Origin of the sequence: Algibacillus agarilyticus, assembly GCF_003286125.1 — a bacterium.
In the GTDB taxonomy this organism is placed as follows: domain Bacteria; phylum Pseudomonadota; class Gammaproteobacteria; order Enterobacterales; family Alteromonadaceae; genus Algibacillus; species Algibacillus agarilyticus.
Genome location: NZ_QMED01000009.1, coordinates 24,139 through 41,053 on the forward strand (window position 1 = coordinate 24,139; position 16,915 = coordinate 41,053).

The window sequence follows — 16,915 nt, forward strand, 5'->3', positions numbered from 1 at the left end:
CGTATATAATAAAAGTCTGGAATGTGCTTTTTTAACAAATACATGACATCCTACTGTAAAATATTCGTAAAATAATGATTTGAAGGGAGAATCATTTTGAAAATTAACACCAGTTCACTCACGTTTAAAATTTTTATGGCCATGGTGCTTGGCCTATTTGTTGGTTTATTATTAAGGCTTGGCGTTAGTGAAACCACCGATTTAGTCATCCCACTTGGGTTATTCGATTTCTCAGTCAAAGCCGTTATTGTTGATGGTTTTTTACATGCCGGTGGTCAAATATTTATCAATTCACTCAAAATGTTGGTTGTGCCATTAGTTTTTGTTTCTTTAGTGTGTGGGACCTGCTCATTAAGTGATCCTCAAAAATTAGGCCGTTTAGGCGGTAAAAGCGTTTTATTATATGTAGCCACAACAGCCATCGCTATTACAATCGCATTAACAATGGCTATTATTTTACAACCCGGTGTCGGTATCGATGCTCAGCCACAGTCTGGTTTTGTGGCCAAAGAAGCCCCCGCTCTGGTTGATGTATTTATTAATATTATGCCAACTAACCCCATCTCTTCGATGGCTAAAGGTAACATGCTGCAAATTATTGTATTTGCGTTGTTATTTGGTATCGCGGTCGCTTTGCTGGGAAAAGAAGGTAACCGTATCGTCACTTTCTTTGAAGATATAAACAAAGTCATCATGAAGATTGTATCAATCTTAATGAATTTAGCGCCATACGGGGTTTTCTGCTTAATGGCTAAATTGTTTACTTACATCGATTTAGGCGCTATTGGCGCACTCGCTAAATATTTTTTACTTGTTGTTGTGGTATTAATAATCCACGCGACGGTTACTTACAGCTTGATACTTAAAGCGTTTACGGGTTTAAGTCCTGTTATTTTCTTAACCAAGATGCGTGAAGCCGCGATGTTTGCATTTGGTACAGCCAGTAGTAGTGCAACGCTACCGGTTACACTTAACACCGCGACCAAAAAATTAGGCGCACATAATTCAACGGCGTCATTCACTGTGCCACTGGGGTCAACAATCAATATGGATGGGACCGCCATCATGCAAGGGGTTGCGACGGTATTTATCGCTCAATTTTTTGCGGTTGATCTAACATTAAATGATTATTTAATGGTAGTTATAACGGCGACGTTAGCCTCTATTGGCACTGCAGGTGTGCCGGGAGTGGGTTTAATTATGTTGGCCATGGTATTACAACAAGTTAATTTACCGGTTGAAGGCATTGCACTTATCATTGGGGTAGACAGGTTGCTCGATATGATCAGAACAGCGGTTAATGTAACCGGCGATTGTATGGTGACATGCGTAATAGCTAAATCAGAAAATGAATTAGATGAAACCGTCTTTAATGATACCAGCGCGACTAAATAATTAATTATCAAAACTAAAAAACCGGATGAAGCTAAAGCTTAATCCGGTTTTTTATTATGAGTTACAGTATTAATTCAAGATGCGATTACCGGTTTTATAAACCCACATCCGTTTTATCACCAATGTGCTGAGCACCACGTTCTTTAGCTAAATTGACTTGTTTTTCGCGTTCAATAAATCGAGCTTTGTCTTCATCGGTTGTTTTATCAATGCAATGATGGCAACTTACGCCTTTTACATATTCCGATTTTAATTTTTCTTCTTCCGTTATCGGCATGCGACAAGCATAACATTGGTCATATATACTTTTTTCAAGATCGTGGTTAACGGCAACACGCTGGTCAAAAACGAAACAATCACCCTGCCATTTACTCTCTTCTTTTGGCACTTCTTCTAGGTATTTCAATATACCACCATGCAAGTGATAAACCTCTTCAAAGCCCTGCTCTTTTAAGTAGGCCGTTGATTTTTCGCAACGAATACCGCCGGTGCAATACATCGCTACTTTTTTATGTTTCTCTGGATCAAGGTTATTTTTAACGTACTCTGGAAACTCTCTAAAATTAGTCGTTTTAGGGTCAATGGCATTTTCAAATGTGCCAATTTGAACTTCATAATCATTACGGGTATCAACTAATACGACTTCAGGGTCGTCTATTAAAGCATTCCAATCTTTAGGGGCTACATACGTTCCAACCACTTTGTTAGGGTCAATGCCTTCAACACCCATCGTCACAATTTCACGTTTTAACTTAACTTTAGTGCGATAAAAAGGTTGTTCTTCATGAATTGATTCTTTGTGATCAATTTCAGCTAAACGAGGATCCGTTTTTAACCACGCCAACACATTATCGATACCCGCACGTGGGCCAGAAATCGTACCGTTAATACCTTCACTTGCCAGTAAAAGCGTACCTTTAACCTCGTTTTCAACCATTACGTCATGTAAAGGCTGACGTAATGCTTCAAAATTTTCTAACCGGGTGAACTTATATAACGCTGCAACAATATAACTCATATATACCTCTTGTGGGTTGGATCGTAAATCCAATACAGTTTTAAACGGATAAGTAAAGCAACTAAAATTGCTTTTGAGCGCGCATTATACTGATTTTAGTTTTAACTAAAAGTACAATGGCTGATTGAAATATTGCCATTTGATTTAGATCATGAAAAAAATACTTATTATTGGTTGGGTTTGGCCTGAACCAAAATCAAGCGCAGCAGGTTACAACATGCAAGGCTTGTTAAGCACATTACAAGAACAAAGTTGGGAAATTACTTTTGCCAGCGCCGCTCAAGTAACCGATCACACTCTCGATTTAGCCAGCTTAGGCATTAACACTCAAACGATCCAAGTTAATTGCAGTCAATTTGATGAGTTCATTCTTGAGTTACAACCCGACATCGTCATTTTTGATCGTTTCATGATGGAAGAACAGTATGCGTGGCGAGTCGAAAAACATCTGCCCAATACCCTGCGTATTTTAAACAGTGAAGATTTACACAGCTTAAGAGATGCGCGCCAACAACACTTTAAACACCATAAACAAATAGATCCTGATCTTAACGATCCCGCATTTTTTGATACTGATTTGGCCAAACGTGAAATCGCGGCAATCTACCGTTCTGATCTCACTTTTATTATATCTGAAAATGAAATTCAATTTTTGACTGACAAATTTAATATTCAATCTGATTATTTATTACACATGCCTTTTATGCTTGAGCCTTTAAACTCAGGCTTACCCAGCTTTAATGAACGCATTGACTTTGTCACCATCGGCAACTTCAGACATCCACCTAATTGGGATGCCGTATTATGGTTAAAACAAGAAATATGGCCTTTGATCCGAAAGAAATTACCAAAAGCACAATTACATATTTATGGTGCTTATACGCCCCCTAAAGCCACACAGTTAAATAACCCCAAAGAAGGTTTTTTAGTTAAAGGCTGGGCAGAAGATGCCTACGAAGTCATTAAATCAGCTAAAGTCTGTTTAGCACCTTTACGTTTTGGTGCAGGCATAAAAGGAAAGATAGCCGATTCAATGATCTGTGGCACACCGAACGTGACCACCTCAATTGGTGCCGAAGGCATGTCTCATCAATTACCTTGGTCAGGCTATATAAGTAATGAAGCGGCAACATTTGCTGAGCATGCCGTTCAACTCTATTCAAGTGAAGCGGATTGGTTAAAAAAACAAGGTAACGGGTTTGATATTGTGCAACAACTTTTTGCCCCAGAGCCCATAAAGCAACGTTTAATTACAACAATAAATCAACTCAGCCAAAATTTAATCGCACACCGCCAAGCTAATTTTATTGGTGGTATGTTGAATCATCACCTGCATAAAAGTACAAAATATATGTCGCAATGGATCGAAGCTAAAAATAAGTAGTATTCAATTTTAGGGCGTGCTGAAATCATTTCGTTCACGCCCTCAATTCAATAAACCCACTCACCTTTAAAATAAGGTATAAATAAAGGTCGCTAAAGCAGATTGTTGAGTCATCACCACTAATGCCCCTAGCAAGGCAAGCACAATAATAATAGGTAAAAGCCACAGCTTTTTACGCATTTTTAAAAATGCGAATAAATCAGTTAAAAATTCCAACATTAAAAGGGGTTCTCCAATCGATTTTTATCCATTTTGTCTTCTCGTTTAATATAGTGCGAGGTACATTGACCCTTTTGAGGGCGCTTATAGTGTAACTTTCCCCGCCGGCGCATAATAAAACCAAACGGCATAATCATTAAAAAGAAAGTCCCACCCAATATAATCCGCGTATTTATCCAGCCTAATATGCCCGCAATAAACATCCAAAAGCGATAAATATAATAAATTTGTTGAGGTGAAACGACATATAACACCGCGAATAATGCGCTGATGACTAGCGGCCATAAAGCATAAGCAAAGTTAAAAAGCCAAGGAATAATCACACTAAAAAACAGCGGAAAAGCCCACATCATCATTAATGCAAAAGATTTAAGTTCTGTAATATTTTCTTTTTCAATTAATTTAACCATTGGTTTAATCCATTTCAAATTCGATAGCTTTGGCCGCATCAATCGCTGATTGCGGCTGCTCTGTTTTACGCAGCATAATATTTCCCATCACTAAATAATCCATCTCAGTCGCTAAAAAACAGCGAATAGCATCTTCAGGGCTGCATACTGGCGGCTCACCTCTTACATTAAACGATGTATTTATAAGCACACTGGTACCGGTTTTTTGTTTAAACGCCGACAGCAGCTGATGTAATTTAGGATTAGTTTGCTTATGCACCGTTTGTAAACGAGCTGAATAATCAACATGTGTGATCGCGGGTAAGGTAGAGCGAGCTTGGTTCAATTTATCAATACCAAACAAATCATCATTGGTTGCTATTCGCAAGTCATCTTTTATATCCGCAACGAGTAACATATACGGGCTACTCACATCTTGTTTAAAGTATTGGTTTATATCTTCGGCTAACACAATTGGCGCAAAAGGCCTAAAAGATTCGCGATATTTAATTTTTAAATTCATGGTTGCTTGCATCGCTTGATTGCGAGCATCACCAATAATTGAACGATTACCCAATGCGCGAGGACCAAACTCCATCCGCCCTTGAAACCACCCAATCACATTACCGGCTTCTATCCAAGAAGCCGTATCAACTAACAGCTCATTTGTATGTTCACTCGAATATCGATGATATGGTAACGCTCTACCTAATGCTTTTTCAGCCTCTAAAAAAGTAATAATGTCTTCATCTGTATACTCGCAGCCTAAATAGGCTCCTTGCATTAAATCATCACTACTTTCAGTTGCATTTTGTGATCGCTCACCTTCAAAATAATGATGCCAAACTAAAAGCGCGGCTCCTAAAGCGCCGCCCGCATCACCTGCTGCCGGTTGTATCCAAATATGATCAAAAGCACTTTCACGTAAAATACGGCCGTTAGCGACACAATTAAGCGCAACACCACCTGCCAAACATAAGTTTTTGCTTGGCGTTAAAGTCGCTAAATGATTCACAATTTTTAATACAATCTCTTCCGTCACAACCTGTATAGAGCGAGCCAAATCCATTTCTTTTTGACTCACTTCTGTTTTATCGTCACGAGGTTCACCGCCAAACAAGGCATGAAATTTAGCACTGGTCATGGTTAAACCCGTGGCGAAATTAAAATACGACATATCAAGCGCGAAGCTACCATCAGCTTGCACTTCAATTAAATGGTCTAAGATTAAATCGACGTATTTAGGCTCACCATAGGGTGCTAAACCCATCAGCTTGTATTCACCTGAGTTAACTTTAAAACCGGTATAATAAGTAAAGGCAGAATAAAGTAAGCCTAATGAATGAGGAAAATTAATTTCCCAAATCGGGGTTAACTTGTTTTTTTGACCTTGCCAAGCCGTAGACGTAGCCCACTCACCTACACCATCTAAACAAAGCACGGCGGCATCTTGATAAGGGCTCGGAAAAAAAGCCGACGCGGCATGTGATAAATGATGCTCGCTAAATAATAGCGTGGGCATTTTGGCTTTTTTATCAAGTCCGGCTAACTCGCGCAGCGCTCGACGCAACACCGTTTTTAAATAAAGCTTTTCTTTGAGCCACACAGGCATGGCATTAATAAACGATTTAACACCGCGTGGAGCGTTAGCTAAATAGGTTTCAAGCAAACGTTCAAATTTTAATAACGGTTTATCATAAAAAATAATGGCATCAAGATCAGTTAGTTTACAATTCGCAGTATCTAAACAATATTGAATAGCTTGGGCAGGAAAATCTGGATCATGTTTTTTACGGCTAAAGCGCTCTTCTTGCGCGGCCGCAACAATTACACCGTCATCGACTACGGCGGCTGCACTATCATGATAATAAGCAGAAATGCCTAAAATACGTTTTGCCATTAAAAATCCTCGGCAGTTACTTTAAATCTAACACTCTATTTATCAAGTAAAGCACATAAAAGATGAACTAAAAGTTAAATTGATGAATTCATTAAATAAATTGGGCAAATATGCATACTGTTTCTACACTAAAGGTGCTGAATCGAATAAACCCATAACAGATTACTAAAATAATCAAATGCAACAAGCTTGTTTGCTATTAATACGTATTCATAAAAAATAGCGAAGCAAAAGTAAACGCAATCAGTTATAACAAACGATTAACAACTTAAGCTTTTAAATTATGTCCGTATCTACAACGCCGAAATCAAAACGTTTTAGCTTTTATGTTATTGCGATCTTATTACCTTTTATCTTATTAGCACTATTTGAAATCAGTTTACGTGTTGTTGGGTACGGTAAAAACATTCCTTTATTTATACCGGCTCAAGGGTTTGCAGGGTATATGCAACCTAACCCTAATATTATCCATCGATATTTTGCTGACCCAAGCATTGCACCTTCTGTAAGCCCTGATACGGTTTTATTTAAGCAGCAAAAACCCAAAGATAGCTTCAGGATTGTGGTTCAAGGCGGGTCGACAGCCGCGGGGTTTCCTTATGGTCGTTGGGCCTCATTGCAAGGTATGCTCGATCAACGCTTTAAATTGCTTTATCCAAACAAAAATATTGAAGTGATTAATACCGCGATGGCTGCCGTTAATACCTACACACTTTTAGATTTTGTTGAAGAGATAATCGAAATCCAACCTGATTTAATCTTGATTTATTCTGGCCACAATGAATATGTTGGCATTATGGGAATAGGTTCTGCATTTGCGGCTAAAGGCGGATACGCAGCCACCTTAATCTATCTAAAACTCAAATCGTTCAAGGTATATCAGTGGGTTGAATCAATGTATTTTAAGTTGTTTACCTCACTCAACCCGATGAGTGATAATAAACGCAGCCTAATGTCAAAAGTCGCAAAAGAAAAAAATATCGGATTAAATAGCGCTTTATATCAAGCTGGCGTCGAGCAATTCCAAAATAATTTATCGCTTATTTTAGCCGAGTATCAAACGGCAAAAATTCCGGTGATGTTAAGCACACTAACCAGCAATGAACAAGATCAAACGCCGTTTTCAACCATAGGGACAACTGACTGGCCGCAATTTATCAATCAACAATTGCCGATAACGTCTTTAACGTCGCTCGAAGCTCAAGTAAAAAATACACCTTCTGCTGCAAATTATTATCAATTAGGTTTAAAGCAATTCGCCCTGAATCAATTTGATTTAGCGCAACAATCATTTCAACTCGCCAAAGATTATGATCAATTGCGCTTTAGAGCGCCTAGTGAATTTAATCACATTATTAAAAAACTGAGTAAAGAATATCATGCGACCTTAGTCGATACAGACGCGTTTTTTAGAGCGGATTCAACTCATGGCATAATCAGTAACCAACACATGCTAGAACATTTACACCCCAATATTCGGGGCTATTTTCTATTAGCAGAGGCCTTTGTTACGGCATTGCAAACACATAATTTTATCGACGAAAAACCAGAAAAAATAACAACTGAACAAGCGTGGAAACATGCCCCTGTTAGCCAAGTTGATCAAGCTTATGGTCAATTTAAAATAGATCACCTAACGAGCGATTATCCTTTCACCACTCAAGTTAAAAAAATCACGCCACCCACCCCAAATAGTTTTTTTAACCAAAAACTGGTTGATAGAATTAATGGCAAAGATTGGCTTACCATTCATACAGAATTGATGGCGCATTACCAACAAACAAATAATTTGTCGCAAGCCAGTTTGATTGCCGGTTTATTAAGCGATACCTTAACCAATAATCATGCTGCCGCATACAAAGCCGGCCAATTATATTTTAAGCAAAAACAGTTACTGCAAGCTCGGTTTTATTACCGCAAAGCCATCGCGTTAGCACCAGAAAAAATAAACTACCAACTAAATTTAGCGCATTGTTACTTTTTATTAAACGAGTTCGAACTTAGCGAATCGTTACTCAAAAACGTATTAATACTTGACCCAGACAATACAAAAGCGCCCTACTTTTTACAACATGTTCAACAAGCAAAACGCGCCACAAACACTCTCGACCCAAACACTCTCGACCCAAACAATGATAAAAATAAAGGATAAAACATGAATCGAGTCTGGATATTTAGGTTAATTGCTATTGCCATTCCATTTCTATTTTTTGCCATGTTAGAAGGTGGCTTGCGCTTAGCTAATTACGGTAGAGACGTCACTTTATTTATCGAGAACCCTCAAGCGCCTGAATTTTTATTACCTCGACCCGATGTCGTAAAACGCTATTTTGCTGAAGGTGTAGAAACCCCTAATGTAACCATCGAAGCTAATTTTTTTAGCAAACAAAAATCAGATGATGCTTTACGTTTAGTCGTGCAAGGCGGCTCAACCGCGGCGGGTTTTCCATTTGGTATTGGTGCATCAATAGCCGGCATGCTCGATTACCGATTAAAACAAACGTTTCCTGATCGTGATGTTGAAGTCATCAGCACCGCCCTATCTGCCGTCAACAGCTACACAGTATTAGATTTTGCCGACGAAATTATTGCGCAACAACCCGACGCGGTTTTAATCTACGCAGGGCATAATGAATATTTAGGTATTTTAGGTGTCGGTTCAGCCTATACCGCGGCGAACTCTCAAGCCGCAACACTCATGTATTTAAAACTTAAAAACTTAAAAATTTTTCAACTACTTCAAAACACTTATGCGCATTATAAAGGCCAAACCAAGCCGAGTCATAATCAAACCTCGCGCACCTTTATGTCAAAGGTCGCTAAACATAAAAATATTCCATTAAATTCAGCGCTTTATGAACAAGGTTTGACCCAATTCGAAACCAATATGCAATTGCTGCTAAAAAAATATCAAGCGGCGAACATTCCCGTTTTTATTAGTACGATAGCCAGTAATTTAGCCGATCAAAAGCCGTTTTCATCGGCCGCGTTAAACAAACAAGGTCAGGTTTGGTTAACTAAATTGCGTAACTACACGTTATTAACACATGATGAACTTGAACAAGCTCAAACCGTAGCAAGACAACAACAAAGTGCCGATCTATTTTATGCACTCGGTCAAATAACCTATGCAAAATCACAATACCCACAAGCCAAAACTTATTTTGAACAAGCACGTGATCACGATTTATTGCGTTTTAGAGCGCCAACTGCAATAAATGAACAAATAAAGCAACTTACAAAACAGCCTAACGTGACACTCGTCGATGCAGAACAAGCACTGACCAAACAAGCGATAAATGGCATCATCGGTCGTAAACTTATGCTAGAACATTTACATCCTACAATCGATGGTTACTTTTACATTGCAGATAGTTTTTATCAATCGTTACAACAATCCCCCGTGATCGACGACTTTCCGACACCGATTTCGACGGCACAAGCTAAGGCCGACTTACCCATTTTTGAGGCTGAAATATATTGGGGCAAAGCTAAAGTAGCGGGGTTAATGGCCGATTATCCATTCACTGATAAACCTCATTCACCCAAGCTTCCACCGCAATTAACCTGGCAGGACCAACTAGGTTATAAAGCGTATAAAAAACAGCTAGGCTGGATCCAGATAGCACAAGAGACCGCAAAACGATCGCAAAAATCAGATCCCATAACGTTTAATAAAGCCTTAAAATTATTAGCTGATGCCGTGCCTAACGACAGCAATTACAACTACCAAGCTGGCACTCAATTAATTCAAGCTCGTCGAGCTTCAGAAGCTTTGCGCTACTTAAAACGAGCAGTTGAGCAAAAACCCAAAGAGCCTAATTACCGTTTAGCTTTAGCACATGCTTACGCCATGCAGCAACGATTTAAAGAATCACTCCATTGGCTAAACAGCGTGCTCAAAATCGATAAACATAACAAGATGGCGTTATCGGCTATTGCTCAAGTAAATCAAGCCATGAATCAATAATCGACACTTAACTAAAAAAATAATAAAGCGTTCAGAAAACTATAGTCAAAGCGATCGGGTTTTAAGCGCAGGTTTCTCGTTCCAGACGAAACCTCAGTACTTACATGTGATTGGGGCGCGTAAGCGCTGACAATGAACCATAAAACCTGAGCGAGAAGAGTATAAATACACGGGTAATTGTATAAGGCTTTGGTTGATGCATTACGCAGATAAAAAATATAGGCTTACTTTAAGCATGGATATCAATAAAATAAGAAAGCATATTCAATCAAGACACCCCTAAACCTATTGTAAACACGTGTTATCATCTAACCGCTCTGAAAAACCTACGCTCATGTGTAAACGTTTTATCAGAGGCCTAATAAAGAGTCGCATTCGCATAGTAAAGCCTCTCTATTTGTAATATTTAAGTGTGTCTATCTACGTTTAGATAACTTAAATTTAAAGGCTTTATTTTTAACACCTAACGGACAACCTTGAAATTAGCGGTGAAAATTGATGACAAGTAGTATGATATTGTGGAGTGTGGTGTTCGGTAGTATCGGGTTTGCTTACTTCATGTATGGTAAAAAACAAAGAAAAGTCGTGCCGCTCATTTCAGGGCTCGTATTATGTATATACCCTTATTTTATGCCCAATAGTTTAATACTCGTTATTGTGGGTATTGCCCTACTCGCAACGCCCTATTTTATAAAACGTTAATATTAGTGCACAAAAATATTAAAGATATAATTCCAATCTCTTTCGAATTTTTTTAATTTATCAATTGTATTCTCGGTCAATTCACTGTCTTTAGTTAATAGCACGGTACCTTGTTTACTTAATAAATCTCTCGACAAGATCATCCCGGGCTCTAAAAAAGCAACCGCGGTACAAGAATCTAAATGATACTCTTGTGTATCAGTAATAAGCGCTAATGTATCAATATAAGCATTAAAAACCTCGGGATCATAACGTAGCTTAGCATAAGAAGATAAATGCACTAATGCTTGTTCTTTAGACATTTCTTTACCCGTAGTGCGCCCAATTAGCAACTTATCATAATCATTCACTATGGCTAAAACTCTTGATGCTATAGGTATAGCATCTTTAGCTAGGTGATCAGGAAATCCAGTTCCATCAAACCATTCATATTGATGCTTTATTGAAATCGATATCGACAATAAGTTGGGGACTTTAGCCAGTATTTCAGCTCCTTTTATCGCATGAGCATACTTGCGCTGTAAATCCGCTCTACCTAAATCATTTTCGATTTGATTCAACAGTGTATCTTCTAACGAAACTTTACCAATTTCATGCATTAAGCCGGCTAAATAACACAAAGTAACAGTCGATTTATTTAACCCCATACGCTCTGCCAATAAACGACAATGCGAAGCAACACGTTTTACATGTCCTGTATTATCGTCGGTCACATCTTCGATGATTAAGTTAATCATCTCAATCACATCTTGAAACATATTTCTATGCTGGTTTTGAGCCTTTTTTAAACCAGTGGCGAGCTTTTGCAACTTAGCCGTACGCAATGCGACTTTTTGCTCAAGCACTTTATTATTATATTGTAACAACTTGTTTTTTTCTTTTAATTGTCGCTCTAAACAATACACTGATTGTTTTAATTGATATTGCTCCGCTGCTTGGCCAACAATTGTTTTTAATTCAATATTTTGCCACGGTTTGGCAATGTAATTAGAGATTTTTCCCAAATTGATTGCTTTAGACGTATCCTCCATATCGGAGAAGCCCGTCAATAACAAACGAGGTGTATCAGGTTTCAAACTCAAGGCCTGTTGTAAAAATTCAGCGCCAGACATGATTGGCATTTTCATATCAGAAATAATAACCGCAAATTCAGAAACCCTTAAGGCATCTAGCGCATCTTGCGGGCGTGTAAAACAACTGACGGCATAATCTTTACGAAACAAACGATAAAGTGCATCAAGAACAGGTTGTTCATCATCAACAATTAATAACTTTAATGCACTCATAGTTCATCCACATATCTTAAAAAACATTAATATTGAGTTTACTCTATCATTTACAAATAAGAATAACGCTCAAACTAATAAAATTAATTTTTCTTTTATTAGTTTACGTAAGTTTACGCATTTTAGGCTAATCTATTGTTTAATAATATGAAATAAATCGAGGATGACCAATATGAAAGGTATTGTTTTTAATGTACTGCAAGAGTTTGTTGAACAAAATGTGAGTTATATTGCCTGGGATAATGCCATTTCAACACTATCGTTACCGTCTAACGGAGTTTATATTTCGGCGGATAATTATAATGACGAAGAATTATTTTCATTAGTTGGTTACTTTTGCGAACACTTAACGTTAGAACCTAGCGTCTTAGTTCGCCAATTTGGTGAATTTTTATTTGCCTCATTAATTGAAATGGCACCTGCAGAAGCACAAAATGCGACAGATTTACGTACATTTTTAAATATGGTTGAACACCTTATTCATGTAGAAGTGCTCAAATTATACCATGATGCCAATTTACCATCTTTTGATTATCCCAAAGCAAACGACAATGAATTAATCATGATCTATCGATCTCCACGCAAATTATGTTTTCTATCAGAAGGTCTTATTTTATCAGCTGCTAAGCACTTTAAAGAGCAAGTAAAAGTAACACAAAGCCAATGTATGCACCAAGGTGCTGATTGCTGCCAAATTCATGTTGAATTCTTATGAGTAACGAATCAGATGCGCAAATAAAAGCGCTAGAAAACATACTCAAACGTGAACGTGAAGCCAGAAAAAAAGTTGAAAAAAAATTAGAAACCTTTTCGCGTGAAATATACGAATCAAATGAACAACTACGCGCTCAAACCGCGCAAGCCGAAGACAAACAAACTCAGCTTTCTTTTTTAACCGGGCTCGCCGCAGAGACATGGAAAAAAGATAATTTCACCGAAATAATCTCTAATTATTTAGAGCGCTGCAGTGATTTTTTGTTTTACCCCGTCTGCGTTTTTTTACAATTAGAAGTCGATTACAAAGTTAATTACTTGCAAATAGTGCAATCAAAAAATATTGATAATCCGACTTATCAAACAGTAAATAATAAAGCGATCATACATTTATTTTCACAACTAGACGGATTCAAATTACGCGATGCTTTTCAACAAAGTCCAGAAAGCCAATTATTAAATTTAACCAACTACATGGATAACACCATGAAAGTAACCAAACTGCCCTTTTGCTTTTTATATGCAGTTCCATTGTATTATTTACAACAATCAGGTGAAAACAACATAGGTTTGGCTTGTTTCTTTTATCGTGATGATAAAAATATTAGTATTAATAAATTACAAACTATCGAATCATCACGTTCAACGCTCACCTTAGCAATTGAGCGAAAAAGAGCCGATAAAAAATTACAGCGACAAATCAAAGAATTAGAAGAAATCAACAACACACTCGAAAAAACACAACAACAACTTGTCGAAACGGAAAAACTTGCGTCATTAGGTATGTTATCTGCAGGTGTAGCCCACGAAATAAATAACCCAGTTGGTTACGTGAAAAGTAATTTAGAAACCATGCAGGAATACTTAGAAAGCTTAAAGCGAGTCTTAACTCCTTTAAACAACCAAGACACATTAGATCAAAAAGCGTTACTGGATCTCTGGGAAAAAGAAGAAGGGCAATTTTTATTGAACGATAGCGAAAGTATTCTAAGTTCATCATTAACCGGGTTGGAACGTATAAAAGAAATTGTATCGGCTCTACGCGCTTTTTCACGCATGGATAATCATGATTTAGAGCCTGTCGACATCAATGTGATTATAAAAAACGCCTTAAAAATGTTACAAAATGAACTTAAATATGATTACGAAATACTTACTGAATTACGAGCAGATAAGCAAATTTTAGGCAGTGAAGGTCAGCTACAGCAGGTTTTAATCAACTTATTAGTTAATGCAAAACATGCCATGCCAATGGGTGGTAAAATAACAATAAGCTCATATGCTGATAAAGCTCGCGTAGTCGTTAAAGTAAAAGATGAAGGTTGTGGGATCTCGCCTGAAAATCTAAAAGATATTTTTAATCCCTTTTTTACAACTAAACCGCCTGGTGAAGGCACTGGTTTAGGGCTATCTATCTCGTACAGCATATTAAAACAACATCACGCTAAAGTAGATGTGAATAGTGAAATTGATAGTGGAACCGAATTTACAATGTCATTTTTCGCCTTTGAATAAGTGACCTTAAAATCGGATGATAAATCGATACCTACTCTGTGCTAACCTAAGTCTATACCCAAATCTTTTCAAAATGCCCGTTCAGCGCCTCGGTGGGGTTTAAAAATTCTATAAACAATCCAGCTTGATTAGCTCTCTTAATCAGAGTTGAAATTAAATCACCTCAAAATGCGTTGTGCCATAATGCAAAAAACGTCCGTTTGCATTATGCGAATATAACGTTCAAAAAACACACCTAAATATCTTAACCTATTGTATTTAAATAACTTATAAAAATTGGCCTGCTATTTGTAACATCCCAATATACGTTAATTAAAGAGAACATCATTATGGTTAATAAAATATCTATTTGCCTCGCATTTAGCTTAGCGATAAACGCATTACCCTCCTTTGCCGCACCATTCGAAGAATGCCCTTCAAAAGCATTTTTAATACAAAAGCCCGATTCTATAACAAAAACCTTTGGTGTTGATTTAGTCACGGGTTCGTATTCCACTTTAGCCGAAAACATGCAAGCACAAACATCGTTTAATGCCGTCGGGTTTAATGATCATGATGAATACCTATATGGTTGGGATCATGCAACCAGCTCACTCGCTCGAGTCGGTAACGATTATTTGCTCCAAGCAATAACCATAAATAAAGATGTACAATCCAAATCAGCCGGCAACTTTGTTGCGGGCGATGTTTCTTCTATCGACAACATTTGGTACGGGTATCGTAAAGACAAAGGCCTTTTTAAAGTCTACTTAGAGGGCCAAAACATTAATCAAATGGAATACATCGAAGGCAGCGCAGAACGAGCTTTACATAATTTAACTGATTTGGCCTTTCATCCTACCGACGGCTTTATTTATGCAGTAACCAATGGTACAAGCAGTAAGCTATTGCGTATTGACGCAGAAACCGGAGAAATAACCGAATTAGGTACAATTTATGAAGGCGTAAAAGCCACATTCGGAGCACAATTTTTTGATGCTTCTGGGGCTTTATATGCCAGCAACAATAACAATGGGTATGTTTATAAAATAGATATTGATAATGTCAGCATCACAACAGATGTATTCGCTTATGGACCAAAATCGTCATTAAACGACGGAGCACGTTGTGCAAATGCGCCTGTAGAAATATCTGAAGCAATTGATTTTGGTGATGCACCTGCAAGTTATGGTTCAGCTTTTGAAGACAATGGAGCACGACATAGCTTGTCGAGTGATTTGCGACTAGGTTCGCTCGTGAGCACGAGCAATGCTGATGATGGCATTCAAATGCCGACAGGATTTGAATCAGGTAATCAAAGCATCATTACAAGCGAAGTATCAGGTTTATCAGGACAGCCTGCTTATTTAAATGGCTGGGTAGATTGGGATCAAGACGGTGCATTTGAAGCTGACGAGCAAGCGATAAACAACTTAAATGTTTCAAACAATAACAATATTGTGGTTGATGTACCGGCTTGGGCATCTGAAGGTGAAACATGGGCACGCTTTAGATTAAGCACAACAGAAAATATCGGTCCAACAGGGGGCGTTAGCGATGGAGAAGTAGAAGATTATCAAGTCACCGTAACGCAAGCAGGTGTCACACTCAACTACTATCCCAGCTCAGCGAGTTATACCACCTTCGCCTATGAAGATTTATACCCCAAAATGGGCGATTACGATATGAATGACGTGGTTATGCAAATGCAATACATAGAGCACATTCAAAACAATCAAGTCATCAAACTACAAATTAAAGGCCGGCTCACCGCAATAGGGGCAAGCTATCACAATGGCTTTGCAATACAACTAAAAGGCGTTGATACAACCGATATTCGCGAAAATTCAATCATTTGGAAAATTAATAATGAATCACAAACAACCAGCCCATTAAAGACAACACAACAAGCGATAATTGAATTCACTGACGATTTAAATAATTACGCGCCTTTGCAAACCGGTTGTTTGTATTTTAGAACCGAACTCAATTGTACCAATACCAATATGACAACTTGGGAAATTGATATTCCTTTTGCCAATCCAATTGACGAAAATAACATGCCTGAATTTCCGTACGACCCTTTTATATTTGCCACTCCGGGGTTATACCATGGTGATGAAGCCAACAACTTACTTGGAAAAAAACCAGGTCATTCATTAGAAATACACTTGAAAAATCAAGCCCCAACCGAATTATTTGATACCGCTTTTTATGGATATTCAGATGATGTATCAAACCCTAGCGACAACGTCTATTTTGTATCAGAAAACGGAATGGGCTGGGCAATTGAAGTACCGTATAACTGGAAACATCCATTAGCAGGTAAACGTTTAGATGATGCTTATCCAGAGTTCACACAATTCGCAGCGGATAGAACAGGTAAATCAAAACCGGCTTGGTATTTAAATGTAAACACAAGCAATGTATACGAAGATTAAGAG

General features: G+C 37.9%; 13 protein-coding genes. 8 read left to right on the forward strand and 5 right to left on the reverse strand.

What is annotated here, in order from left to right:
• Positions 1-93 precede the first annotated feature (93 nt).
• Positions 94-1,395, forward strand: a complete 1,302-nt coding sequence (locus DPX34_RS08950; protein ID WP_111978071.1) for a dicarboxylate/amino acid:cation symporter — start codon at positions 94-96, stop codon at positions 1,393-1,395.
• A gap of 94 nt (positions 1,396-1,489) precedes the next feature.
• Here the strand turns inward: DPX34_RS08950 and trhO are convergent, their stop codons facing one another.
• Positions 1,490-2,413 carry an oxygen-dependent tRNA uridine(34) hydroxylase TrhO gene (trhO, locus tag DPX34_RS08955; RefSeq protein WP_111978072.1) on the reverse strand — a complete coding sequence of 308 codons (924 nt, stop codon included), beginning with the start codon at positions 2,411-2,413 and terminating at the stop codon, positions 1,490-1,492.
• A gap of 151 nt (positions 2,414-2,564) precedes the next feature.
• Between trhO and DPX34_RS08960 the strand changes: the two genes are divergently transcribed.
• Positions 2,565-3,797, forward strand: coding sequence for a glycosyltransferase (locus DPX34_RS08960; RefSeq protein ID WP_111978073.1), 1,233 nt, complete (start codon positions 2,565-2,567; stop codon positions 3,795-3,797).
• Between the two features lie 66 nt (positions 3,798-3,863).
• On the opposite strand, the gene DPX34_RS21885 is transcribed toward DPX34_RS08960, so the two are convergent.
• From DPX34_RS21885 to DPX34_RS08970, 3 genes are read right to left on the reverse strand one after another with little or no spacing between them, the layout of a single operon-like run.
• A complete protein-coding gene (locus DPX34_RS21885) occupies positions 3,864-4,016 on the reverse strand; it encodes a DUF5989 family protein (RefSeq protein WP_198673662.1) in 153 nt (50 codons plus the stop codon).
• A complete protein-coding gene (locus tag DPX34_RS08965) occupies positions 4,016-4,426 on the reverse strand; it encodes an SxtJ family membrane protein (protein WP_111978074.1) in 411 nt (136 codons plus the stop codon). Before DPX34_RS08965 ends, DPX34_RS21885 begins: the two co-directional genes overlap by 1 nt.
• A gap of 4 nt (positions 4,427-4,430) precedes the next feature.
• Positions 4,431-6,305, reverse strand: a complete 1,875-nt coding sequence (locus DPX34_RS08970; RefSeq protein WP_111978075.1) for a carbamoyltransferase family protein — start codon at positions 6,303-6,305, stop codon at positions 4,431-4,433.
• Positions 6,306-6,588: 283 nt separating this feature from the next.
• Between DPX34_RS08970 and DPX34_RS08975 the strand changes: the two genes are divergently transcribed.
• From DPX34_RS08975 to DPX34_RS08985, 3 genes are all read left to right on the forward strand, one after another.
• Positions 6,589-8,457, forward strand: coding sequence for an SGNH/GDSL hydrolase family protein (locus tag DPX34_RS08975; protein WP_111978076.1), 1,869 nt, complete (start codon positions 6,589-6,591; stop codon positions 8,455-8,457).
• Between the two features lie 3 nt (positions 8,458-8,460).
• Positions 8,461-10,275 carry a tetratricopeptide repeat protein gene (locus tag DPX34_RS08980; protein ID WP_111978077.1) on the forward strand — a complete coding sequence of 605 codons (1,815 nt, stop codon included), beginning with the start codon at positions 8,461-8,463 and terminating at the stop codon, positions 10,273-10,275.
• Between the two features lie 498 nt (positions 10,276-10,773).
• The gene (locus tag DPX34_RS08985) at positions 10,774-10,977 is read left to right on the forward strand and encodes a hypothetical protein (protein ID WP_438938513.1); all 204 of its coding nucleotides are present in this window, start codon (positions 10,774-10,776) and stop codon (positions 10,975-10,977) included.
• 2 nt (positions 10,978-10,979) lie between these two features.
• Here DPX34_RS08985 and nosR read toward each other — a convergent pair whose 3' ends face one another.
• Complete coding sequence (gene nosR / locus DPX34_RS08990; RefSeq protein ID WP_111978079.1) at positions 10,980-12,263, reverse strand: response regulator c-di-GMP phosphodiesterase, NosR family; 1,284 nt, start codon at positions 12,261-12,263, stop codon at positions 10,980-10,982.
• A gap of 172 nt (positions 12,264-12,435) precedes the next feature.
• Between nosR and DPX34_RS08995 the strand changes: the two genes are divergently transcribed.
• The 3 genes from DPX34_RS08995 to DPX34_RS09005 all read left to right on the forward strand — a co-directional run bounded on the left by DPX34_RS08995 (position 12,436) and on the right by DPX34_RS09005 (position 16,912).
• On the forward strand, positions 12,436-12,978 hold the full coding sequence (locus DPX34_RS08995) for a heme NO-binding domain-containing protein (RefSeq protein ID WP_157964673.1): 543 nt from the start codon (positions 12,436-12,438) through the stop codon (positions 12,976-12,978).
• A complete protein-coding gene (locus DPX34_RS09000; RefSeq protein ID WP_111978081.1) occupies positions 12,975-14,492 on the forward strand; it encodes a sensor histidine kinase in 1,518 nt (505 codons plus the stop codon). Before DPX34_RS08995 ends, DPX34_RS09000 begins: the two co-directional genes overlap by 4 nt.
• A gap of 329 nt (positions 14,493-14,821) precedes the next feature.
• Complete coding sequence (locus DPX34_RS09005; RefSeq protein ID WP_111978082.1) at positions 14,822-16,912, forward strand: LruC domain-containing protein; 2,091 nt, start codon at positions 14,822-14,824, stop codon at positions 16,910-16,912.
• Positions 16,913-16,915 lie beyond the last annotated feature (3 nt).